General features: G+C 45.5%; 19 protein-coding genes. 13 read left to right on the top strand and 6 right to left on the bottom strand.

Features of this window, described 5'->3' with window-relative positions; translation table 11 throughout:
• Positions 1 to 7 precede the first annotated feature (7 nt).
• Entirely contained in the window at positions 8 to 1,225 is a 1,218-nt protein-coding gene (locus V202x_RS09460; protein WP_145173497.1) for a mandelate racemase/muconate lactonizing enzyme family protein, read from the top strand.
• Positions 1,226 to 1,388: 163 nt separating this feature from the next.
• Here V202x_RS09460 and V202x_RS09465 read toward each other — a convergent pair whose 3' ends face one another.
• Positions 1,389 to 4,070, bottom strand: coding sequence for a hypothetical protein (locus tag V202x_RS09465; protein ID WP_145173500.1), 2,682 nt, complete (start codon positions 4,068 to 4,070; stop codon positions 1,389 to 1,391).
• A 228-nt stretch (positions 4,071 to 4,298) separates the two neighbouring features.
• Between V202x_RS09465 and V202x_RS09470 the strand changes: the two genes are divergently transcribed.
• The 5 genes from V202x_RS09470 to V202x_RS09490 all read left to right on the top strand — a co-directional run bounded on the left by V202x_RS09470 (position 4,299) and on the right by V202x_RS09490 (position 8,820).
• Positions 4,299 to 5,081, top strand: coding sequence for a sugar phosphate isomerase/epimerase family protein (locus tag V202x_RS09470; protein WP_145173503.1), 783 nt, complete (start codon positions 4,299 to 4,301; stop codon positions 5,079 to 5,081).
• A gap of 34 nt (positions 5,082 to 5,115) precedes the next feature.
• On the top strand, positions 5,116 to 6,348 hold the full coding sequence (gene xseA / locus V202x_RS09475; RefSeq protein ID WP_145173506.1) for an exodeoxyribonuclease VII large subunit: 1,233 nt from the start codon (positions 5,116 to 5,118) through the stop codon (positions 6,346 to 6,348).
• A gap of 63 nt (positions 6,349 to 6,411) precedes the next feature.
• A complete protein-coding gene (locus tag V202x_RS09480; protein WP_145173509.1) occupies positions 6,412 to 6,774 on the top strand; it encodes an exodeoxyribonuclease VII small subunit in 363 nt (120 codons plus the stop codon).
• 44 nt (positions 6,775 to 6,818) lie between these two features.
• Positions 6,819 to 7,649: a type III pantothenate kinase gene (locus tag V202x_RS09485; protein WP_145173512.1), complete on the top strand. Its 831-nt coding sequence runs from the start codon at positions 6,819 to 6,821 to the stop codon at positions 7,647 to 7,649.
• A 1-nt stretch (position 7,650) separates the two neighbouring features.
• Entirely contained in the window at positions 7,651 to 8,820 is a 1,170-nt protein-coding gene (locus V202x_RS09490) for a GTPase (RefSeq protein ID WP_145173515.1), read from the top strand.
• 21 nt (positions 8,821 to 8,841) lie between these two features.
• Here the strand turns inward: V202x_RS09490 and V202x_RS09495 are convergent, their stop codons facing one another.
• Entirely contained in the window at positions 8,842 to 10,134 is a 1,293-nt protein-coding gene (locus V202x_RS09495; RefSeq protein ID WP_145173518.1) for a glycoside hydrolase family 15 protein, read from the bottom strand.
• A gap of 422 nt (positions 10,135 to 10,556) precedes the next feature.
• On the opposite strand from V202x_RS09495, the gene V202x_RS09500 reads away from it, so the two are divergent.
• Positions 10,557 to 13,148, top strand: a complete 2,592-nt coding sequence (locus V202x_RS09500) for a hypothetical protein (RefSeq protein ID WP_145173522.1) — start codon at positions 10,557 to 10,559, stop codon at positions 13,146 to 13,148.
• 119 nt (positions 13,149 to 13,267) lie between these two features.
• A complete protein-coding gene (locus tag V202x_RS27430; protein ID WP_197993310.1) occupies positions 13,268 to 13,408 on the top strand; it encodes a hypothetical protein in 141 nt (46 codons plus the stop codon).
• 14 nt (positions 13,409 to 13,422) lie between these two features.
• Here the strand turns inward: V202x_RS27430 and V202x_RS09505 are convergent, their stop codons facing one another.
• Positions 13,423 to 13,623: an RNA-binding S4 domain-containing protein gene (locus V202x_RS09505; protein ID WP_144989631.1), complete on the bottom strand. Its 201-nt coding sequence runs from the start codon at positions 13,621 to 13,623 to the stop codon at positions 13,423 to 13,425.
• Between the two features lie 21 nt (positions 13,624 to 13,644).
• Positions 13,645 to 15,069, bottom strand: a complete 1,425-nt coding sequence (locus V202x_RS09510; RefSeq protein WP_145173525.1) for a sulfatase-like hydrolase/transferase — start codon at positions 15,067 to 15,069, stop codon at positions 13,645 to 13,647.
• Positions 15,070 to 15,163: 94 nt separating this feature from the next.
• On the opposite strand from V202x_RS09510, the gene V202x_RS09515 reads away from it, so the two are divergent.
• Positions 15,164 to 16,120, top strand: a complete 957-nt coding sequence (locus V202x_RS09515) for a dihydrodipicolinate synthase family protein (protein ID WP_145173528.1) — start codon at positions 15,164 to 15,166, stop codon at positions 16,118 to 16,120.
• Positions 16,121 to 16,202: 82 nt separating this feature from the next.
• Here V202x_RS09515 and V202x_RS09520 read toward each other — a convergent pair whose 3' ends face one another.
• Positions 16,203 to 16,481: a ferredoxin family protein gene (locus V202x_RS09520; protein ID WP_144989637.1), complete on the bottom strand. Its 279-nt coding sequence runs from the start codon at positions 16,479 to 16,481 to the stop codon at positions 16,203 to 16,205.
• 564 nt (positions 16,482 to 17,045) lie between these two features.
• Here V202x_RS09520 and V202x_RS09525 point away from each other — a divergent pair.
• The 3 genes from V202x_RS09525 (at position 17,046) to rlmN (ending at position 21,808) form a co-directional block, all read left to right on the top strand.
• On the top strand, positions 17,046 to 18,245 hold the full coding sequence (locus tag V202x_RS09525) for a DegT/DnrJ/EryC1/StrS family aminotransferase (RefSeq protein WP_145173531.1): 1,200 nt from the start codon (positions 17,046 to 17,048) through the stop codon (positions 18,243 to 18,245).
• Between the two features lie 329 nt (positions 18,246 to 18,574).
• Positions 18,575 to 20,482 (top strand): hypothetical protein, encoded by a 1,908-nt coding sequence (locus V202x_RS09530; protein ID WP_145173534.1) that lies wholly within the window; start codon positions 18,575 to 18,577, stop codon positions 20,480 to 20,482.
• Between the two features lie 219 nt (positions 20,483 to 20,701).
• Entirely contained in the window at positions 20,702 to 21,808 is a 1,107-nt protein-coding gene (gene rlmN, locus V202x_RS09535) for a 23S rRNA (adenine(2503)-C(2))-methyltransferase RlmN (RefSeq protein ID WP_145173537.1), read from the top strand.
• 13 nt (positions 21,809 to 21,821) lie between these two features.
• On the opposite strand, the gene V202x_RS09540 is transcribed toward rlmN, so the two are convergent.
• Complete coding sequence (locus V202x_RS09540) at positions 21,822 to 22,181, bottom strand: hypothetical protein (RefSeq protein WP_144989645.1); 360 nt, start codon at positions 22,179 to 22,181, stop codon at positions 21,822 to 21,824.
• 426 nt (positions 22,182 to 22,607) lie between these two features.
• Here V202x_RS09540 and V202x_RS09545 point away from each other — a divergent pair, with 426 nt between their 5' ends.
• A complete protein-coding gene (locus V202x_RS09545) occupies positions 22,608 to 24,026 on the top strand; it encodes an aldehyde dehydrogenase family protein (protein WP_145173540.1) in 1,419 nt (472 codons plus the stop codon).
• Positions 24,027 to 24,032 lie beyond the last annotated feature (6 nt).

Genomic DNA, 24,032 nt, shown 5'->3' on the forward strand with positions numbered 1-24,032 from the left:
ACTTAAAATGCAGATCACCAAAATAGAAACCTCGATTGCCGAGTCAATCATGCCGGGTCTGCTATTGGTACGAGTTCATACTAGCGAAGGAATTGTAGGTTGTGGCGAAACGTACTATGCCCCGCATGCCGTTGCCGCGTTAATTCATGACTGGTTGTCTCATTACCTGATGGGGAAGAATCCACTTAACATCGAGTCCCACTGGCGATTTCTTTATGAACGCTCTACTAATTTTGGCTCACGCGGTGCAGAACTACGCGCGATTTCCGCCATTGATCTGGCTTTATGGGATATCTTCGGACAAGTGACATCACAGCCGATCTGGCAGCTGCTGGGAGGCTGCGTGCAGGAATCCATTCGCACATACAATAGCTGCGGTGGCCCTTCTTATGGCGGTACAACCGATACGGAGAAATCTCACTGCTGGCCCGGTTATGGTCCGGTAGGCAATCAAGGACCATTAAATGATTACTGGTCTGCTGTGAATGAACCAGTCGAATTGGCAGAATCATTGATCTTGGAAGGTTATCAGGCACTTAAAGTCTGGACACTCGACTTTGCCGCGCACAAAACCAATGGTCCGTTACACATTACATATCAAGATATCACGCGTGCGTTGAAACCGTTTCAGAAAATTCGAGAAGCCCTGGGAAACAATATTGAATTGATCATAGACGGTCACGGATTCTTCCAGCTCGCCCCCGCATTACGAATCGCAAAACGGTTACAGGAATACGACATTCTCTGGGCTGAAGATCTGCTACGTGTGGACTGTGTTGACACATTGAGTGATTTTAGAGAGAAAACCCAGATCCCGGTAGCTGTGAGTGAAATGTTCAACGGCCCCGATGACTATCGGCTGGTTCTGGAAAAACGGGCCGCTGACTTTGTGATGATTGATCCAACCTGGGTCGGCGGAATCTCGCAAACGAGAAATATCACACGACTGGCGCAATTTTATAACATTCCTGTCGTCATGCATGATTGTACTGGTCCATTAACTCTATTAACGGGAGTGCATGTTGCCGCCAGTTCGAATAATGTGGCATGGCAAGAAAGCCTGAGAGCACATTTGAGAATGCTCTATCCCCATCTTATCGATCAAACAATTGAAGTCAAAGATGGTCGGATTCAGATTCCACAAACGCCAGGAATGGGCGTCGCCTGGTTGCCTGAACTATTCGAACCGGGACAGAATCAATATCGAATAACGCAAATTGCGTAAACCATATTCTATCGATCTTGAATCAGAACGTTATTGAAGTCCGATGACGTTTCCTGATTCGTCGACGTCAATCTGTAATGCGGCAGGCTCTGAGGGTAACGGTTTACCTGGACACAATTCAAATTGATCGACCCTGAATTTGAATGAAAAAATTTCCCTGTTATCACCGAATCACTTGAACTCTCGCTTTCCTTTGTCTTCGAGAAATCGTATCTGTATTCTCCCAGTCTTCTCCAACAATCCAGCGATAGTTTAAAATTCGTCGACCATTCGTTTGCTCAGCACGAATCCAAAGTTCTTTGCCTTTTAACGCATCAGCATTGGGTATGTGATAAAGTTTACGGTCCTGGCCATTTTTGAGTTCTGTCACAATCCGTCGCATGCGTTTCATCCGTGGAACAAATAGACTGCAACGAAATTGGAGCGTTTCAAGAGGTGAGGTGTTGTTAATGATAATCTGCTCAACTTCCAGCACATTACCTTCAATTTTCTTGTCGACCACTTTGATCACAATATCTCCCAATCCGACACGATAAGGCCTGTGTACGCGGATCGAATAAAGCCGCTCCGCAGAAATTTCGTAATCGATTGATACATCTTTTCGCCCCAGACTGGCATTTGTAGGTAAAGTCATAAACGTCTCCAGGCGATAGTCCTCTCCTGCGCCTGCATTAAACACCCACTCTTGGGGCTCTGTCTCCCAGCCTTTCGGAACATTTAAAAACGCCTTAGCGCGAATACTTTGCGAGAACGTGTTTTTGCCAATCACAGCTTCATTATGACCTCCGTACTCACTTTTCGATTTCCCTTTTTCAAATTGAGCGGCCAGCCTCCAGTAAGCAACTTCTTTATTACATTTTCGAATAATTATAGGAGAAGAGTCCACGGAAAGGATTTGACGCCGGGTCTTTGGATCGCGATCTAATTGAATTCTTCTACCCCAGACATCCGTAGCATAAGCGTGTTCCCCTAAATAAATGACTTCTTCCGTCGGTTCCTCATTCCAAACGAATACCACAACTTCTTCGTCTCGCATAAAGACATGATTTGTACTTTTATTGGGCATATTAAAAGTACCCAGATATTTTGTATCCTGAAGTGACAATGCCACCGTTCTCCAGGGCAGAAAGAGAAGCGTGGGTGAACCGTTTTTATTTAATAAACCATGTTGTTCATCGAAGATCGAGGAAGCAAAAATACCATCTGCTCCCATATATTTTGCAGTCACCATTCGTTTTGCCAGATCTACTCCCCGCTCTTCTGGAGAGTAGCCATCCCGGGGAAGTGGGGTTAATGTGACCCAGCGAGAGGTGATACTAGACGACAATTTGGAGTTCTGAAGTTCTCGAGCGAGATCGGAAGGCGATAACCGACTCTCGTTTTTAATAGACATAAAACTGTTTACCAGACCTTTTTCAGGTAATGGCGTTTTCCAGTCCCAGTGAATGCCGACATGAGTATCACGTCCAATTAAGTCGAGTTGGGACTTCACTTTTTTCAAAGTAGTATTCAGGTTCTGCATACCGATAAAGCTTTGGTCATCGTCTCCACCCAGTTGCCAATAATTTACTAATGATGTAAAACGGGCAAATACTTCTTCGAGTGACGGTGACCAGAAACTCACAGGCATCGTGAAAATACCACTAACACCCTGCCAGTCTTTTGCAAATTGAGATCGTATTTCTTTGGGGGGATGGTTAAGCAATCCAATCGGTGTGATGCCTTTATTCGACATTGCATCCAGCATCTCTGCGACCTGGTTTGGTTTATGACCATTTTTCGACGACATTACGTTCCACAACGGAAATTTAATCCAATTGATCCCCGCCTGAGCGGCAATATCAGGCAGCTTATTAAGTGGAAGTTGCGCATTTTCCTCTGAAATAGTCCAACCAAATTCCCCTGTCGCTTTGGGAACCACTAAATCAATGACGGCAAACGTCGATTTCTCCGCCAGTATCGACTTCTGATCATGTAACAGGTTCGATCGGACTTCATAAAAGCCATATTCCATAGGTTTCAGGCGCCAGACTTCCGTATGTTTATTACCATCCAGCAAACGATTATCAGCCGATTTCTTCACTTCTTCCGGGCTCGACATTAATTCGAGTGAAGAGTTGGCAACCCGTCGATTCATACTATCAACGAGTTCTAGATCAAGCAGATATTTTTTTTTCGGATTTAATCCACTGATACGACTACTGACTCGTATTTCTGCGGAATGATCAATAAAGTGACGATGATAATTATTAAAAATTTCCAACTGTGGCAAGCTACCTATCCAGAGATCGTCAAACCAGATGTCTCCTGAAATATCTTTCTGTTTGTTATGAGCCACATGACAACCAATGACAACAAACCGAACATTGGATTTGGGCGTCATCGGGCCAATTGCGACTTCAGCCCAATCGCTATGAGTTCCGGTAACTGGCCGACTCAAAAATTTCTGAACACGCTGACGTTTATGATCAAGGAATGAAACAGAAACCAAAGCCGCGTCATACTTTAATCGCTGTGTTTTGATGAACCCACGGAATAAATAAGCGTGATCTGCATCAATTTTTACAGGAGGGGAATAAATCGTGGCATGCCCTCCGTTCACTGCAATATGTAGGCTTTGATCTCCGGTGCGTCCCATCTTTCGATCGATGGAAATATCAATATATTGTGGATATCCCGGCCCCTTTCGGCGAGACCAGTCATCCGGATTGTCATCAAAGTCCCGGTCTTGTTTCGTTTCGAACGAATAAGTAACGATTGGCATTGAATCATTCACCAAGTTCCCTTCAAGAGGCAAACCGGCGAGCAACGCTAGGTAGCAGGTGAGATGCGATGACAGTATCATAGAGCTTTCCTGAATATGACAGTTCAATATCTATTGAATCGTCCATTTTTTGATCGAATCTCAATCTGGAACAGGAAGGGAATCCCTGATTTTTCAATCCTTTCCTGTTAACTTCAGGAGATCATTCTTTTTAGGCAGTCGGTTAGATAAAATTTGCCGGTTGATCTAATTGCCGGGATTATTTCGCTCTGTTAAAATGTCTAGAAAAATTATTCTATAAGGAAACGTATGTCTCGACTTAAACTCGCAGTCGCCACTCGCTGCTTTGGAATGCCCATCAAGCAGGCAATCAAAACAGCAGCCCAAATCGGGGCGCGAGGAGTGCAATTGGATGTTCATACTGAAATCACAGCTTCATCGTTTGGGGCCTCTGGTGAACGCCATTTCCGCAAACTTCTAGAAGAATTCAACCTCTCGATTGCTTCATTACGGCTACCGGCCCAACGCGCATTAACAGAACCAGAATTCCTGGATCAGAGAATTTCAGCGATTAAATCCGCATTAGAATTCGCCCGGCGATTAAAAGTTCCATTTTTAATCATTCATCCCGGCGCAATTCAAACTGAGGAAGAAGGAAATTTCCCAATTGTGAGTGAAGTTTTGAATGATTTAGGCAAGTACGCTTCACACATTGGTACAGATCTTTGTATTGCCTGCGAAAAGAATTCACCAACAGTGATCCGAGAATTAATTTCCTCAGTCAATACGGGATTCGTTGGGGTCGAATTTGACACCGCGGAAATGGTATTCAATAACCAGGATCCTGAAACATCTGTACGAGAGCTCCATGCCTGGATTAAGTCATATCGGTTACGGGATGCGATTCGGGAAATGGACAGAGAGGGTGCTGAAGTTCCCCTGGGAGAAGGCATGGTTATCTGGGATCAATTCCTGCCCTTGGTTTCAGAAACCGGATATCAAGGCTGGCTTGCCATTGATCGCACACAAGGTGATCAGCGTCTTGAAGATTGTCGTCGTGCCATAACGTACTTGCAACCGATGCTCGCTTAGTTAAATCATTTCACTTTCAGTCCAAAGCAATGAGATGTCACTTTTAGAACCAGAAATACTTTCTGTCACTGAGACCACTCGTCAGGTAAAAAATCTGGTCGAAGCCAATTTCCCACAAGCATGGGTGATCGGAGAGATTTCGAATTGTACGGTTGCCAGTTCCGGCCATGTCTACCTGACTTTAAAAGATGATTCGGCTCAACTGAGGGCAGTGATCTGGAAACGAACTGCGTCCCGACTGAAATTTCAAATTGAAGACGGAATGGAAGTCGTGGCTGTCGGTCCGATTGAAGTGTATCAGGCACGGGGTACGTATCAACTCAATATCGAACAATTGATACCGCAAGGAGTGGGTGCACTTGAACTGGCATTTCGTCAGATGCAGGAAAAACTGGCAGCGGAAGGCTTGTTCAACCCCGAACACAAACAGCCAATTCCTTTCTTCCCGCGCAAGATTGCATTAGTTACCAGTCCCACAAGTGCCGCCGTCCGCGATATGCTGCAAGTCATCACCAGACGCTGGAACGCCGTCGATCTTGTGATCGTGCCTGTCGCTGTTCAGGGAGAGGGTGCTGCCGAACAAATCGCGGCTGGTATTGAAGTTGCTTCACAAATTCCAAACGTAGATACAATTATCACTGGTCGTGGTGGTGGTAGTCTCGAAGACCTCTGGGCATTTAATGAAGAAGTCGTGGCGCGTGCCATCTTTGCGTGTCCGACTCCTGTCATCAGCGCTGTGGGACACGAAATCGATGTCAGTATTGCCGACCTTGTCGCAGATCGACGCGCCTTAACTCCCAGCGAAGCGGCTGAACTTGCAGTACCACTACAGTCGGACATATTAGCGACATTAACCCATTGGGGAGATCAACTAACGACCCACCTAAAACAACGCGCCCAACAAGTCCGTTTACAACTTGATGCACTGGCGGCCCACCCTGCTCTGACACGGCCACTGGATATGATACATAACCGCGTTTCACAACTTGACGAACTGGATCGCAGACTGATACGAAGCACGCGCGAGTTAATATCTCGATTTAAATCAGAGACGAAACGACTGTCATCTGCACTGGATGCATTGAGCCCTTTAAAAGTGTTGAACCGTGGTTATAGCATCACACGCGTTGAGACAAAGAGCCAAACGACAGAGACAGACATCGTCAAATCAATCAAACAACTGAATGCGGGAGACACACTGCAAACACATGTCACTGATGGAGTCATTTTTAGTCAAGTTCAAAAAGTTGTTGAAGAAACATCATAAGCAGTACGAACAAAGTGAATATGTTTCGTGAAATAGAAATTTTACTCGTAAAGATCTAAACACATGGCAAAGAAAAAATCAGCAAAATCAAATTCGAAAGCACCTCTGTTTGAAGAGTCACTGGCAGAACTGCAGGAGATTGTCAGTACACTCGAAGAAGGAACAGCCGGACTTGAAGAATCAATGGAAAATTTCGAACGGGGCGTCAATTTATTACGATCCTGCTATCAGTCGCTTGAATCTGCAGAACAGAAAATCGAAATTTTGACTCGTGTCGATGATGATGGAAATCCTGTTTTGGAAGATTTTGATGCGACTGCATCGATCGATACCAAAGGCTCAGCAAAGACTGGACGACGAAAAAACAGTGCAAAAAAGAATAACAAAGACGATAATGAGAGCCAGAACGACCGAACTCTGTTTTAAAAACGGGTAAAAAGTCCAGTACTCTTCGCCTGATAGAGACATTCATGTCACAAACACTTCAACAATTAGTCATTGATGTCGGTAACAGTCGAATCAAATTTGTTTCACTGATAACAGACTTCAAAGCAGCAGAGACTCAACAGCTTCCGCTTGTCAAAAATGCCTGCTCAACATTGATAGAAGAACCCATCCCCTGGGAAGAGATTCAAAGCTGGTTTGATGGGCAACAAGACAACCAATGTCAGACTGTCGTTGCTGGTTCTAACCCTGAAGGTATCGAACGAGTCATTCAAAATTGGCCACAAGGTACGCTACGCCCCCCTATAGAGGTTCTTAATACGGCTGATTTTCCACTAGAAATCTGTGTCGAAGAGCCAAGGAAAGTGGGCATTGATCGTTTACTCAACGCTGTTGCCGCAAATCAGCTTCGAGATTCAGCACAGGGAGCGATCATTATCGATACCGGTACCGCTACAACAATTGATGTCGTCACTCCCCAAGGCAGTTTTGCAGGGGGCGCGATTTTACCGGGTTTTGAATTGTCTGCCAAAGCACTGCATAACTATACTGCCCTACTTCCTCTGATTCCCGTTGATGACTTGCATCAGGAAGAACCTGTCGTACTGGGTAAGAATACCACCGACGCAATTCGCAGTGGACTCTTCTGGGGACAACTGGGGGCCATTCGTGAACTTGTCTGTCAACAACGGGATCAATTATTGCCCAATGCAAATCAAGTCGCGCCTCTCATTTTATTATCTGGTGGCGGTTCCGCTTTATTGGCTCCACACCTCGAAGGACTTGTACGCTTTGAACCGTTACTCACATTACAAGGGCTGGCAATAGTAGCTCAGAAAATCAGTGATTCTAAATAATATGTTAGATCGTTCCGAAACTAACTCTCACGCTTCCTGCTCTGCCGCACTCCTCACACCCCGCGGCAGAGGTGCCGTCGCGACCATTCGTGTCCACGGTGAGTCGCACCGGCTGACAGACATGATCAATGCTTATTTTCAGGCGGCGAACCAGAAATCGTTCGATCAACACCCACTCAATCGCATTGTGTACGGACTCTGGGGCCAATCCAATAACGAAGATCTTGTGATATGTCGCCTTGATCCGGAAACCGTTGATATTCACTGTCATGGTGGAATGGCAGCAGTTGAACGGATTCTGAATAACCTGGAGTCCCAAAGTTGTGAAATTCAAACGTGGCAGAAATTAATGAAAAAATCGCAGCCAGCATTGGATGTGGAGCTTCAGGAAACATTGATCGCTGCCACAACATTTCGAACTGCTGAGATTTTGCTGCGACAATCACAGGGATTATTATCTGCTGCATTCAAAGCTTTATTACCCGATAATAAAACCACCTTTGATTCCAACCAACTTCAATCACAAATCCGGCGGCTGCTTCGCTGGAAAAACCTGGGGTTGCATCTAAGCACTCCCTGGCGTGTTGTGTTAGCTGGTCGTCCGAATGTGGGTAAATCAAGTTTAATCAATGCGCTCCTGGGTTATGATCGATCCATTGTTTTTGATGAGGCAGGCACCACACGTGATGTATTGACGGCAACGACAGCAATTGAAGGCTGGCCGTTTCAGTTTTCTGATACAGCAGGAATCCGTAATCAGGCCGCTCCACTGGAAGCAGCTGGTATTCAACGTGCAGAACAGATTCTGGCTGAAGCCGACTGCCAGGTAATCCTGCTAGATACCAGTCAACCCGCTCATGCAGACGACCACCGTTTGCTTTCGCAATGGCCAGATTCAATCGTGGTCGCTCATAAAGCCGATCTCCCTCAACAATGGGATGCTGCTCTCCCCAAACAGGGTATTGCTGTTTCATCTAAAACCAATTCAGGTCTTGATACACTGATGAAACAACTGGTAAAACGGCTTATACCAGAAATCCCTGATAAGAATACGGCGATTCCAGTCACAGTAAGGCAGACCAGACTGTTAGAAGAAGCAAGTCTGGCACTCGAAGACTCTGAACATCAAATGTATTGCAAACTGATTCAACAATTAATCTCAGTAGACTGATGCAGCATAGAGAACCTTGAGTCATCGTTGCGCAACTGTCTGCTTCCATTGATGGAGCGCCATCATCAAATTGGCCTGAGTCCACAACAACGGAGTGATGTCATTGGGAACATACTTCCCTTTTTCCAGATAATAGGATTCAGGACAGCGATAAGGACCGAAAGTTGATTCGTGCGTCGTGAGCTGATTGAGTGAGCGATCCAGATGGAAACGTTGTTTTTGAGCATCTTCAGAATGTTCTGATTTCAGAAATCGTTGTCCATAGATCACAGATAAAATGGAATCGAAAATACACCACTGAGCTTCCTGATTTGGCTTCAATAGTCGATCTCGCTTTGCCTGGTTTTCACTGAAATCACTTGTTCTGTCGTCTTCGCTAAACATTTCCTTATAGTCAGCACACCAGTATGAATCTCCCTGATAACGACGAATTCCATATTCCCCCATCAAATGTGTTCTGACATCTTCCATAATGGATTCTGCCATCTCATCTTGAACGAGTCCGAGAGGGTAAATTAAAAACAACAGGGCACCATCATATTTTCGGGCCAGCAATGGGTCGGTCTGGACGCACTCAGCCGGAAGAATTTGTGACAGAGTTGATTGTCCCTGCTCAATTAATTCATTCATCAATTCAGGTGGAACACGTTTTTTGCCAAATGTAAAATGGCTCCAGTTTTCACTTTGATCCAGATAACGTTTCAACATCATCAATGCAGAAACGACTGTACCAATGCTGGAAGCCTCGATCTTACGAGCCTCTTCCCAGTGACCACTGTCTGCATCTTCCCAGAATCGAATCTTCTCGAAATAACGTACAAACGCTGCCAACAGTTCTACTGATTCTTTATCAGGCGTCAACTTCCCTTGCTTTAACAAAAGACTATATAGCCAAACGTAATAGCCCAATGCATCATTTTGAGCGTGAGCCCACTTTTCATCGATTTCTGCAAGTGTGTTCCCATCAAATCGAATATGGGGACGTTTCATGATTTCCGCCGCTTGATATTTTCCAGAAATGATATCATCAAAACGATCTCTGTGTTTGATAAAGTAATCGGTTAAAGTCGCCATAGCTTTACAAGCCGGCTTCTCTTTGCCGACTGCAAATAATGCATGAGCAATATGAATATTATCTCGTACCCAGATACTCTGATATCCTGTCGATTCATGAGCGATCGCCGCAGGAAAGAGGCCATTCTTCAAAGCGGGGAAAGAAAATGTCTCTTTCGAATCCAGGAATGAGATTAGTTGTTCTGTTTCTTTAACCGTCTCCAGAGATTGTTTTAAAGAGTGAAACGTGCTGCCATCCATATTAAAAACCTGATTTTTCGTTTGCTGAATTCAATCTTCCATTTGAAACACACAACGATCGAATTGACTATCGCCATGTTGAGTCGAGCGGCTCGAATTGTGAAACAATTTGCTGAAAAATGCAACGTCTGGTTCGCTACAAACAATTTGAAATCTGTTTCAAAAAATCAACAATGTTGTCTTTCTGCATCATTTTAGGTCACTCAGAAATCGTTGAATAGAGTGTTCTTCTTTAAAACAATACCCTGCACTGCTTCTGTAAACCTCTATAACCTGCAGCACCATCCTATTCCGGTCAAGTCCTGAGAGCTGTTCTCAAGTCCCTACTCTGATTCAGCAGGGAGGAATAAAAATTGCTCTTGATACTATCTCGCCACCGAGGTCCTCATTCTTCGCATTGTCTTTATTAATTCGGTTTACTTATGAAAGGCAACCCCCAATCTCTGTTTCGATCACATAAGATCGGTATTATCGCCTTGCTCGTGATTTTCTCCAGTATGGCTATGGCGCGGTGGAATCAGCTCTATTTTTTTACCCCCGACAGTGCCCGCTATGTGATGATGGCAAAATCGATTGCCAATGGTTCCGGTTATCGAGAAATCGATACTCCCGGCGAACCATTATATGCGCACCGTCCTCCCGGAATGTCGGTGCTCTTGACCCCGGCGGCGTTAATTGCTCCCTACAATGTTTTATTAGCGAAAACGACTGTCTTATTTGCAGCACTGGCTCTAATCACTCTGCTTTATCAATACGTTCGCCAATTACATGCGACAGAGACAGTATTGGCGAATCAAAGCTCAACAGGCCTCTATTGGCCCGCTCTGCTGATTACAGGCCTGTTTGCCATCAATCCTTATACACTGTTTTTCTCCACACTCGTCATGAGCGAAATTCCATTCATGGCCTGTTCTCTGGGTATTTTCTATCTATTGGCAATTCGACAGGATCAACCTGGCAAAAAAGACTTATTACTATTTACCAGCCTGCTGATCTTTCTACCTTTCCTGAGAACAATTGGTGTCGCTTTAGTGCTGGCGATCGGTCTATGGGCAATTGTCCGCCGCAAACGTTGGCCCTGGTTAACAGGCGTTGCTTGCTCTTTACTGGCTTCCGGAATCTGGATGTATCGAAATTCTGCCCTGGAAAAGAGTGGATATTCTTCAATTGCCTTGAAAGAAATCGAATCACAGGGAATTCTGGGAACGTTAATCGGCATTTTTCAAAGGTGTATCACTCACTTTGAAAGCTTCTGCCAGAAACTGTTTCCCGATATGCCAGGAGCCGCACCTCGTTATTCACGAATGATTCTGGATGAAAATCATTTCCTTCCCGGACCGGTCTGGTTCTATCTGATTTTGGGAGGACTCGTTCTTACTCTCTCTTTATATGGAATGATCAAACGCCGTAATCAAGGGGGAACTGCTGCTTTAGGATATGTCATTCTCAGCCTCGGAATGCTCTCATTATGGCCCTGGATTCAACAGCGGTTTACGCTTCCACTACTACCAATCGTTCTCGCATTTGTGCCTGCTGGCTGGAGTGCCTTTGCGCAACACATCGAGATCTCGCGACCCCAAACCCGCAAAGTGATGATTACCGCGTTTTCGGTCTTCCTGCTATTATTCTGTAGCAAGCTGATTCAAACAGATTATCGATTGGTGAATGCTAATCTGCAGATGGTCACTCATCCGAATCAGTTCTATAGAGATCAGCTTCCACCGAATCAATTCAGCAACTGGACAACAGCCGGTGAGTGGGTTAAACAGAATACATCTCCTGACAGTCGCTTGATTACACGGCGTGCCGACGTCGCAACAACCGGACAGCGATATCAAACACTCGATTTTTTTGAAACAACGAATGCGGAGAAACTTCATCAGAAGATTCAAGATTTTTCCGCAAATTATCTTGTTTCCTTCGACCGAAATACGGTATCAGCTTTTCCCTGGCATCTACTCGATCAGGACCTTGTCTATCGGATAACTCCCGTTTATGACAAACAGGGTGTGATGATTCTCAAACTGGAACCCAACCGTAGTGGGACCATTCGCCATAAATACTGGCATGCCGATGATTCACTGGCTATAGCGCGTGACGCCATTGAACGATTCCCACATCGACTTTCCTTTCAAGTGGCTTTGACACAACAGCTATTTGCGGCCGGACACGATGCCGAATTGATAGAGTATGTGGAAAGTTTGCAACAGCAAGGAATTCAAGACGTCAGACTGACAAATTTGCTGGCCTGGTCATTAATCAAGACCCAACGTTATCAAAAAGCGATTCGTGAATTCGAACGTGCCTTCGCTATGCCCGACCAGAAAATGCTCCGCCGTGATTTGGTACAGGGAATTAATCTGGCACAAAAATCATTGGAAGCCCAGTACCATGCTACAGACCAGCAACAATCAGATAGTAGCGATAATAATAAGGACCTTAAACGGGCCACAACCTACTTCCGTTTATCACACATCGAACGGGCAGAACAGATCCTCGTTGAAGCAATCAAAAAAGGCCCTCCATATCAGGAAGGTCTAGGAAAATTACATACATTACTGGCCAAAGTCTATCTCGCAGAAAACCGTAAAGCCGATGCAGTTCAGGAATTACAGTCCGCTGTTAAGTCAGGTAATACTGATGCACATGCCCTATTGCAAATGCTGGAACGAGAAGAAAAAGTAGAAAATTTGATAAAAATTCTGGAAAACAAACATGATGACAAAACAAGACAATCTATGGAACGTCTTCTGTCAGAAACAGTTGATTTAGCTCAGTCTTATGAACAAAACGGCATTCCAGGAAAAGCGCTGCATTTAATGGAACGGGCGAATACATTAATTCCCAATAAACCACAGTTGTTGAAGTTATTACTCAAGTATCAGCAGTTTTATGCTCTGATACCTGAAGCTGAAGAAACATTATTACAGCTCCAGAAGCTGACTCCGCACGACCCAGATTTGGCGAAAGAAGCCCAAAAGATGAAATCACGAAAACAGGTTCCTCGTTTCTAAAAAACAACCATCAACGGTCGTATATGCATCATTCCCGTTAATATCCGACATGCTCTCAAAAAGAGGGTAAAATTATTCATACGAGAATTTGTTGCGGGCCAGTAACGGGGGGACTTCTGATGGAACTCTGGATCGATGGCTGGATTCATTACTTTCTTGGTGTCTGGGATAATGCAACCTTCACTGATTATCTCATCTTGATTGTCTGTGTCGCCATTATCGGTGGTTTTTTCAACTTCCGCCAAAACAGCACCAAGTAATCAACGGCTGAGAGTTACACAACGCGCCACTCTTCGCCAGCATAAGCAACAATGTCGCCCGGTGATAATTGTTTGCGGCGTTTCGTTTCCACAGCCCCGTTGAGTGTGACTTCTCCCGCTTGGATTACAACCTTGGCATGCCCCCCCGTTCCCACTGCGCCCTGCTGTTTCAAAAATTGGTCTAAACGGATCGGTGGACGTTCTTCAGATGTCATTCAGATTTTTCTCACTAGCAATTATTGCTTTTTTGTTTTCTTCTTTTTGTTTTTGGATTTTCGCGGTCGCTTCAACTTTTCGAGCTCTTCAAGTGTAGGAGCTCGAAATGTGGAATCTTGTGGTGAAGCAGAGGCGAGCGGGCTCATATCCCCCACTTTTTTCTGCCAGGCTTTCATTTCTGCCAAAAGTCGAACTGCATGAGGTTGGCAGGCTGTTTGATCGAATAAGTTTCTGGTTTCCTCTGGATCATTCTCCAGGTCGAACAGTTGCGACTGATTAATCTGAGGGTAAGTAATCAATTTCCATTTTTTATCGCGGACAGATCGTTGCCCCTCTTTGTAAGAGGTAAATAGGGTATCCCGTACCTTTGACTGCTTACCTGAAATAACAGGCCAGATACTTTCTGCATCCAGTCCTGCAGGAATTTTTGTCCCCACCATTTCGCAGACCGTTGGATAAATATCGTAGAGATAAATCAACGCGTCAGTTCTACCTTTGGGAATTCCCGGACCACTAAAAATTAACGGCGATTTCATACTATGTTCGTAGAGGCTTTGTTTTCCCATTAACCCATGACTGCCTATCGCCAGTCCATGATCAGAAGAAAAAATGATCACCGTATTATCATACTCTCCACTCTCTTTGAGAGTCTTTAATAAGCGACCAATGTGGGCATCAAGTCCGGTAATGTCAGCATAGTAGTCATGCAGATGTTTTCGAACTTCTGCCTTGCTTCTGGGAAAACCAGCCAGTAATTCATCGCGTACTAATTGCTCCCCATTATTGAACGGATGCAAAGGGAGATAATTTTTGGGGAGCTTGATTTTATCGCGACTATAGAGATTCATATATTCCTGATCAGCCACACGTGGATCATGAGGACAAGAAAATGCGAGATACATGAAAAAGGGTTTGTCGCGATCCGATTTTAAAAACTGAACAGCATTGTCCACGATTTCTTTTCCAGGTTGCCCGAGCATACGTGCTTGCTGGTCGTTCAAATATTGGGACTTGTCGAATTTTTTATGGATTTCTAAGGCTGTATTACCTTTCTTCCCATGATGGTAAGTGAAGTAACCAGCCTCCTTCATGGACTCTGGAAAATTGGGTTTCTTTGCAGAAGCATAACGTCCGGTCCAGCGGAAATAGGTGCGCCCACTGAGCAGCATATTTCGGCTACAGACACAAACCGCTCCTGAGTTGCTACCCAGGCAATACGCGTTATTGAATACAAACCCGCTACGTGCAAGTTGATCCAGATTGGGTGTCTGAATGAGATCATTCCCTAACGCATGGATTGTGTCCGCGCGTTGATCGTCCGTGAATAAAAACAGAATATTCGGTTTTTGTTTCTGTTCGGGAGCCGCATCGACCACTCCACAACCTGAATACATAGAGCAGACTGAAAAAAACAAAGCGAAAAAAACTCTGAGTCGAAAACTCATGCATGCCTCCAAGATTGAGCGCCAGTTTGGTATCCTGATAGTCGATTTACCATGATGTACCACAAAATTTAAATATATCGCAAGGAACAACCAAATGCCAGAAGCAACCTATGATCCTGTTAGCATGATCAAACCCCGTCGTAAGATAACAGGAATTTCAGCTGTTTTACTCCCCTATCTGGAATCCGGAGAAATTGATCGAGACTCGTTAAGCGCTCATGTTGCCCGCACGTCAGACTTGGGGATCACGCCTGCGGTAAACATGGATACCGGTTATGTGCATCTCATAGATGAACCCACTTTTATTGAAGTACTGAAACTCACACAACACACGCTAAGTGGCGGACCTTTTGTTGCAGGTGCCTTTGTCAGCGATCAACCCGGCGCTGCTTTTGACGCCACCGGCTATCAAAGAAAAATTGATCTCATTCAGGAACATGGTGGAACACCGGTCATTTTTCAGTCATTCGGTTTAGTCGATCAGGCACCAGCTCAGATTATCGAATCTTATCGGACGATTGCTGCCAACACCGATCGCTTTATTGGTTTTGAACTCACTAAGGACCTCGCTCCTTTCGGATCAGTCTATGATTTGGAAACCTATGCAGCCTTGATGGACATTCCGCAGTGTATCGGAGCCAAACAATCGTCCTTCCACCGCGAACCGGAATGGGAACGCCTGCAACTTCGAGATCAGAAACGCCCTGATTTCAAAGTCTTTACAGGTAATGATTTTGGGATCGATATGATTCAGTACGGCAGTGACTACTTACTAGGTCTCAGTACTTTTGCTCCCGATCTGTTTGCAAAACGAGACGCGTACTGGGCTGCAGGAGACCCTGCGTTTTATGAACTGAACGATCAATTACAATATCTCGGCTATTTCACCTTCCGCGGCCCCTCTCCGGCTTATAAACATTCAGCTGCTCAGTTTCTACATCTGCGTGGCTGGATCAAGACCAATCAAACACATCCCCAAAGCCCCACCAGACCCGATAGCGATATCGAGGTCCTGCGAGAATTGGGACAGCGACTCAATGTCATCGATTAATCAAAAACTCCCCATTACCGATTCAGTAATGGGGAGTTGATTAATTTTCAGAGAATCAAGCCAAAAAGAGCTTCTGAACTCTTTAGCAATCAGCCAAAGGTTCTTTCTTTTCGGTAATCACAGGAAGTTCCTGTGATTTTTCGGCGTTGATCTGAATGTATTCCTGCCATTTTTCCGGAACATTATCTTCATGATAAATGGCTTCAACCGGGCATTCAGGAACGCATGCTTCACAGTCAATGCACTCATCCGGATTGATGTAAACCATTGAATCTGCTTCGTAGAAACACTCTACAGGGCAAACTACGACACAATCTGTATATTTGCAATTGAAGCAAGCCTCTGTAACCACGTGCGTCATGGGTTTTCCTTTCTGGACTTTACTCGTATCAAGTTGGTAACTGTCTGAAAATATTATAGGCTTCAAATTTTTAAAAACTACCTGACCGGCATGATCCAATCAAATTTTGATAATTTAGGGTAGCTATCATTCTGTATATAGTCGATTTCGGAAGGCCGTTTCAACCTTGAATTCGCGATTCCTGCGAGAACTCGCCAAAACAGGTGTTATGACTACAAAACCATGCAGAAATACTGGTTATGCTTCTACTATCGGCAATCGTTCAAACAATCATTGGTCGATTGAAAAATCAGGGCCCATGATCGGATCACTAGCCCCAATCCACAACCTTTGAGAGTCCCAATTTTTCGGAACGACACATATTGACAGAATATGGTTCTCGACATAATCTACCGAGGAATTTCCAGATCTCTGCTGAAAAATCCAGGATGGAAACAACTCAGTGTGATCGAATTAGATGCATCTTACCTGAAAACAAGGTGTACCAAATCTCTCAAAACTACCAAACTTACCTGTTTTTGAGCACGGAACTCCCTGATTTCACATAGCGAATGGAGTCGCTGAATGACGAAAGACACCCCCACCCCTGTTCCATTTATCAACCTTGTCGCCCAATATCAAAGAATTAAAGACGAAGTTCAAGCGACAGTCCTGAAAGTGTTTGAAGATCAAGCGTTTGTCTTAGGAGACGAAGTCGCTGAATTTGAATGCGATATCGCCGAATATTGTGATTCTCGAAACGCCATTGGTGTTGCATCTGGTACCGATGCACTGCTCTTAGCATTAATGGCTTTGGAAATCGGTCCTGGTGATGAAGTGATTACCAGCCCATTTACCTTCTTCGCTACTGGCAGCTCGATTGCTCGAGTAGGAGCGACACCAGTTTTTGCGGATATTGATCCTGTGAGCTATAACCTCTGCCCAGAATCGATTGAGAGTAAAATCACAGAGCGCACAAAGGCGATCATGCCAGTTCATATTTTTGGGCAATGTGCCGATATGGAACCAATCTGGAGAAATGCCGTTCGCAATGGAATTCCCGTAATTGAAGATGCCGCTCAGGCCATTGGTGCAGAATATCGCGGACGACGCTCGGGAGTGCTGGGCACACTTGGCTGTTTCAGCTTTTTCCCCACGAAAAACCTGGGAGGCGCCGGCGATGGCGGGCTTGTCACCACAGACGATCCCGACCTGGCTACCCGTGTCAGACGTCTCAGAGTTCATGGAGACCTCGGCGGATATCAGCACGCAGAAGTCGGAATCAACAGCCGCTTAGATGCTCTGCAGGCAGCGGTATTAAGAGTCAAGTTAAAGTATCTTGATCAGTGGACAATGGAACGTCAGGAAAATGCCAGACGCTATAATGCTCTCCTACGCCATTATCAGTTGCTGGACTGTGTTGAACCACCAACCATTCTGCCTGATCGTCGACATGTTTACAATCAATACACAGTGCGTGTCAAAGGCGGACAACGGGATAAAGTGCTTCAAGACTTACGAGAGAAGCACATTGGTTGTGCCATCTATTATCCCCGCCCATTACATATGCAACAGTGTTTCGAGTATCTGGGCTACCAAACAGGAGATCTTCCGGAAACAGAACTTGTTACCAGTGAATGTCTCGCGCTGCCAATCTTTTCGGAACTGAGTGAAGTCCAGCAGGAAATTGTGATTCGAGGAATCGCAGAAAGTCTGGGGCGACTTTCTTCTTCGAAATACCCCACACTTTACTCAGAAACACCCCAAAACTCGAAAGCGGCATAAGCAGTTTTACCGCCTACGAATAGATACGATAATCCCACTGATTTCTCCAGGAATCAGTGGGATTTTTTCGTTGCCTTGCTTTGAAGGTCTCTTTTCTTTCGGTTGGTAAAGCAACACACCAAACTTAACCTATTTTACACAACCGGACCTGAAACGATTTAGCGACTCTAAAAATGGTGGAAAAATCCAGGTAATTCTCACACGCGACGGATTCAGCGTGTAGATTTATGGTAATGAAATTAATTTCCACGATCGATATACAAGGCATCCACGCCCCGAAACATGTTCCTGCCAAAATATTGTCACTGATCGGCAGTTAAGGAGATCCCATGCCGACTCGTTTCCGATTTTCAGTAATTCTCATCATGGTGACTGTGAGTCTCATACAGCCATCTATCGTCCTATTACAGGCAGAAGAGAGCAAAAAGAAGGAACCCGATCCAACGGCAGGTAAAACAGCAGTTGCACTGAACTACTGCCGCGCAGCCTTCTATCGCATGAAAAAATCTGGTTCCAAAGAAGTGATGTTCGAGGAGCGAGAAAAGATTCTGAACAATCTGAACCTGAATGGCATTGGTGATGAAAAAGTTATCAAGCTGTACTCATCCGTTCTCGATGAAATCGGTCAGGTTGAGATTGCTGATAAGGAAAGAGAGTACTTCAAAAATAAGCATAAATATCATTCGCGACAAAAGATCGCCACCAATGCACTTGCCTTAACGACCGACGTTTTGACATTCCAATTCGGTAATGCGGTTCGAACCGGAGCAAACAGTTGGTGGGATTACCGCAATATAGAGGCCCAAAAAGATCTGGATGTCTGGCGTGTGGATAAGAAACGCATGGAAACGGTAATTTCCAAATCCAATCTATTTTTGGATACCTTCTGGAAACTGGCGCAAGAGAAAAATATTCCCGATTACTGGCTCATTCGTGATGACGACTTAGAAGCACTTGATAAAGCGATGCTGGAACCAAACCCACGCGTTCGCCTGCGAATCTTAAAACGCCTGGAACGTTTTATGAGCCACTACCCTCCGTATTGGTATTATGTAGCCCGTACACAGCAGGCTCAGGGGCAACTCTTTGCTGCCTCACACACTTACACACAACTGGCAAACGTCGGAGATGGCTTCTTCCGACGTGATGACATGCTGGCTGCAGGAACCGCAAACCTGGCCAGCATTCGCGACTATCTGGGTCAACCCGGGTCCGCGAAAATGGCTCAAAAGTCACAACAATATTCGTCTGATGTCTGGGAAGCAAATCTGCTCTGCTCACGAATTTTACAAAAGTATAAACAACATGACGAAGCGGAAGAGGCCATCCTGCGCAATCTTGATGTCGACTTGGAAACCAACCAGAGTTCGATCGCTTTGCTTTCACACTATTATACGACCAATAATAAACAGAAAATGATTGCCCAGTTGAATGAATCCAAAATCGTCGAGGCCGTTCCGGTTCCGACATTGATTCAGTGTGCCATGTTCCTGGGCGCAGAAAGAACACCTCCCGTTACAAAAGCACAAATTGCATCGTCATTATATGTTTACCCACAATTGCATTTTGGAGCAGATGATATTGTCATTGCTTCTACGGGAAACTGGCACTTACAAATGGCAAGTTCGGAACTTATTATGGGTAATCAGGTTTATTCTCGCCCACGACTGGTGGCAGGAAAGAAAGAGACACAGGCTCGATTTGAACGGGTTGCTGAATTTGGCCATCCGCTGGGAAATTCAAACGTAGCGACGGCACAGCCAAAACTACGATTGAAATATCCGGATGGATCCTCTCTCGAACTCATGTTGGCCTCCAACCCGCAAGAACGAAACCTCTTAGACGGAGGTAATCTGATGACCGCTCTCAAAGCACCAATCGGGGAGCATTATCGGATTGTGGGAGCAGAGATCCAGGGTCAAACGATTGCGTTTAACAGAAACACGATCCACGATGATGGCCGCCGTATCGTACGTCAAAAACCGTTGAAATCACCCAACACTCCTCGTTTGTCTAAGGAAAACCAACCTCAGCTCCCGTTAAAAGAGCAAACGCTGCAGGCACAATCAAATTCTAAACTACCTACTCTGGCCATGCCGGACGACCTTTCGTTTCCAGAGACGCCTCCTGCGATCCCGGTCCTCTCATTCGACAAAAAGTCTACTGAAAAGGACAAATCCAGAAAAAAGAAAAAAGGAACCGTCGTCAGCTTCCCGGAACCACCTGAAGATGACTAATGTACCGTAACACGGCCTTTCTAATCGGTTGCCACTGCCGGAATCAGAAAAAGAGACGAGAGAAATAGTAGTCTTCTGGTTACTACACGGGTATGATGATCATACATTATTACCATCCATCACATAATTGATGGGCTGATTTCCTTCTATCGGAATATTTGTATTCCCAGTTCGCGGTGGTCTGAATCGGCTGCGAATTCATCCTTGAGCCAGAAAACAATGCTGTCGTCCGAAAATGATTCCCTGCAATCGATCTCTTCAGATGTTTGCACACTCCCTTTAATTACTGACCTGACTCGTGAGCAACTTGCCCAATGGTGTATTGATCACGATTCCTCTTCCTATCGCGCCGATCAAATTCGGCGTTGGATTTTCACCAAGCGCGTCAATGATTTTGATGCCATGCATGATATTTCCAAAAAATTTCGTGATCTGCTCAAAGAGAACTTTTGCCTGTTTTCAACAACCGTTGTCAAACATCAGACATCAAAAGACCGCACGGAAAAATTGCTGCTGGAACTTCAGGATGGCCATCACGTTGAATGTGTTCTCATGCGTGAACCCAAGCGAAACACAGTCTGTATCAGCACGCAGGTCGGTTGTGCCATGGGGTGTGTTTTTTGTGCCAGCGGTCTCTTGGGATTAACCCGTAACCTCTCGATGGGAGAAATCCTGGAACAGATTCTGCGTCTGGATCGCGTGATCGGCGAAGAAGAGCGGATTTCCAATATTGTCGTCATGGGAATTGGAGAACCATTGGCCAACCTGCCCGCTTTGCTACCTGCTCTGGATACATTGAATCACAAAGGCGGCATGGGAATTGGTGCGCGAAAAATTACCGTCTCCACGGTAGGGCTTCCCGCCAAAATTCGCGAACTGGCTGATGTCAACAAGTCGTATATTCTCGCCGTTTCTCTACATGCACCCAACGATGCGTTACGCAATCAAATCGTTCCCACGAATGATAAAATCGGCATTCAAAAAATCATGGACGCCACAGACTACTATTATGTCACGACAGGCAGGCGTGTCACCTTTGAATATATTTTATTAGCCGGTGTCAACGACAGTCCTGCTCATGCGCGAGAGTTGGCTAACCTGCTCAAGCATCGTAATGCCCATGTCAATTTAATCCCCGCGAATGGAGTGGAAGAAACAGGCTACCAAAGCCCTTCCACAGAAAATGTAGACCGCTTCTTTATGGCACTCGCCAAAGGAGGCGTCAACGTGACTGTTCGAAAACGCAAAGGGGACGATATTGATGCGGCCTGTGGCCAACTGCGATTAAACCGTGAGAAAGAAAAAGACGTCGTCCAGATTCAGTAAATCTAACTGAGAATCACTTGCCTAACTCAAAGTCCTTGGGATCAAAATTCACAAGAACATCATCTCGGAATATCAGATAGACGCTACGCCCATTTTCATCAGGTCCCCACTTATAAGCTTCGTCAGTAGTACGAAACGTTCCACCCGTCGCTTTGAGCCACTTGGATGATTCCTGATACTGACCATCTTCGCCAAATTCTTTCGCGACAGTGGCACGTGACATACCAGAATACAAACGATTTTTGAGGATCCAATCCAGAGCCTTGGAATCTCGTTTTGTTAAATATCGCGTGCGATAGGCTTCCGCTTTATCGACTTTTTTTTCTGTTCGATGTCTACCCGACATCGCTGCGTTAGATTCCCAGTCTGGCATGGTCTCACACCCTGAGCTGAGAGCGAAAACCGCAATGCTACATACCATCCATGTCACCAAACATCGAGAGTTGGCCATGATCATACCCGCCTGATTTTGAAGGTAAAAATAGAAGTGAGAGCACTTAAACTGCACCACATCGTTTGATACAGCAAATGACTTGAGAGAGGAGATTCAGATAACGGAGTTGTCGCCCGAGATGAGAGTGGTTTTTAGCAAATCGTCGCAAATGTGCCAAGAGCAATTTTCACCTGCGAAATACTTACTTAACTCTATAATTACAGAGATTTTAGATCACATATTCTGCAACAAAATGAAAATCCAGGATTTGGCTGGCTTGTCAGATTCTCTGCTCATGTCTATTCTGCAAATGACTGATGATATTCTTCTCGATCAGCAAACTCTATCCACAAGGTTTCCATCAACATGAAAATGTTTTGCGCTGGCCAATGGCAAGATACCACACAAACTATCAACGTGACGAACTCATTTGATCAATCGATCATTGACACCATCCCCAGGGGTAGCAGTGAAGATGTCACAAACGCTGTAACGGTTCTGGAACAGGGAGCACGAATCATGAAAGCCATGACTCCCTACGACCGCAGCCTGATCTTGCAAAAAGTCTCCGAGTTGATGTTGGAACGCAGTGAGGATCTTGCCCGCACGATCAGTCTGGAAGAAGGAAAAGTGTTGGCGGAAAGCCAGGTTGAAACCATGCGTAGCGCCGAAGTGATTCGGCTTTCCGGCGAAGAAGCCCGCCGCATGACAGGCGAAATGATTCCCCTGGAAGGAAACGCTGGCGGTAAAAACAAACTTGGTTTCACACTCCGCGTACCTTGTGGCATCGTAGCGGCGATCACTCCCTTCAACTTCCCTTTGAATCTTGTCTGTCACAAAGTCGGACCGGCTATCGCTGCAGGGAATGCCATTCTGCTGAAACCCGCCAGTGACACACCGCTGTCCGCTTTGAAACTGACGGAAATTTTGCTGGAAGCAGGCCTGCCTCCAGAAGCGATTGCCTGCATCACCGGTCCTGGAGGAGAAATCGGACAAGCCATTTGTACGGAACCGCGCATTCGTAAAATCAGTTTCACCGGCAGCTATGAAGTAGGCGCGAAAATCTGTGAAATGGCGGGGATGAAACGGGTCACAATGGAACTGGGTAGCAACAGTCCCGTGGTCATCATGGATGATGCCGATCTCGAAAAGGCGGCGACCGCGATTACGATGGCTGGCTATGCGAACGCCGGTCAGGTCTGTATTTCTGCGCAACGTATTTTGACCTCTTCTGCGATCAAAACAGATTTTGTCGATCTGCTCAAATCCAAAGTCGAATCTCTGACGACCGGAAATCAACTTGACGAATCGACCAAAATCGGACCGATGGTGCGCGAAACGGATGCCGCCCGAGTCGAGGAGTGGGTGAATGAAGCGATCAGCCAGGGTGCTCGCCTGGTATCTGGCGGTGAACGACAAGGTGCCATCTATACTCCTACGATTCTGGATGAAACTCGTCCTGAAATGCTGGTCGTCAAAGATGAAATTTTTGGCCCTGCTGTCGCGTTGTCTTACTTTGATGACGTCAATGAAGCGATCACCATGGCCAATGATACCACTTACGGACTCGCTGCTGGTATCTTTACTCAAGACGTTGACCGGGCCATGAAGTTCGCCCGTCAAGTCGACAGCGGAAATATTCATATCAACTGGTCCAGCCAATGGCGGGCCGATGCGATGCCCTACGGCGGTCTGAAACATAGTGGAACCGGCAAAGAAGGCCCCAAGTATGCTATTCACGAAATGAGTGAAGAAAAAATGGTCGTGATGCACCTGGCAGATTAGCACACT

This window comes from Gimesia aquarii (assembly GCF_007748175.1).
Taxonomy (GTDB): Bacteria; Planctomycetota; Planctomycetia; order Planctomycetales; family Planctomycetaceae; genus Gimesia; species Gimesia aquarii_A.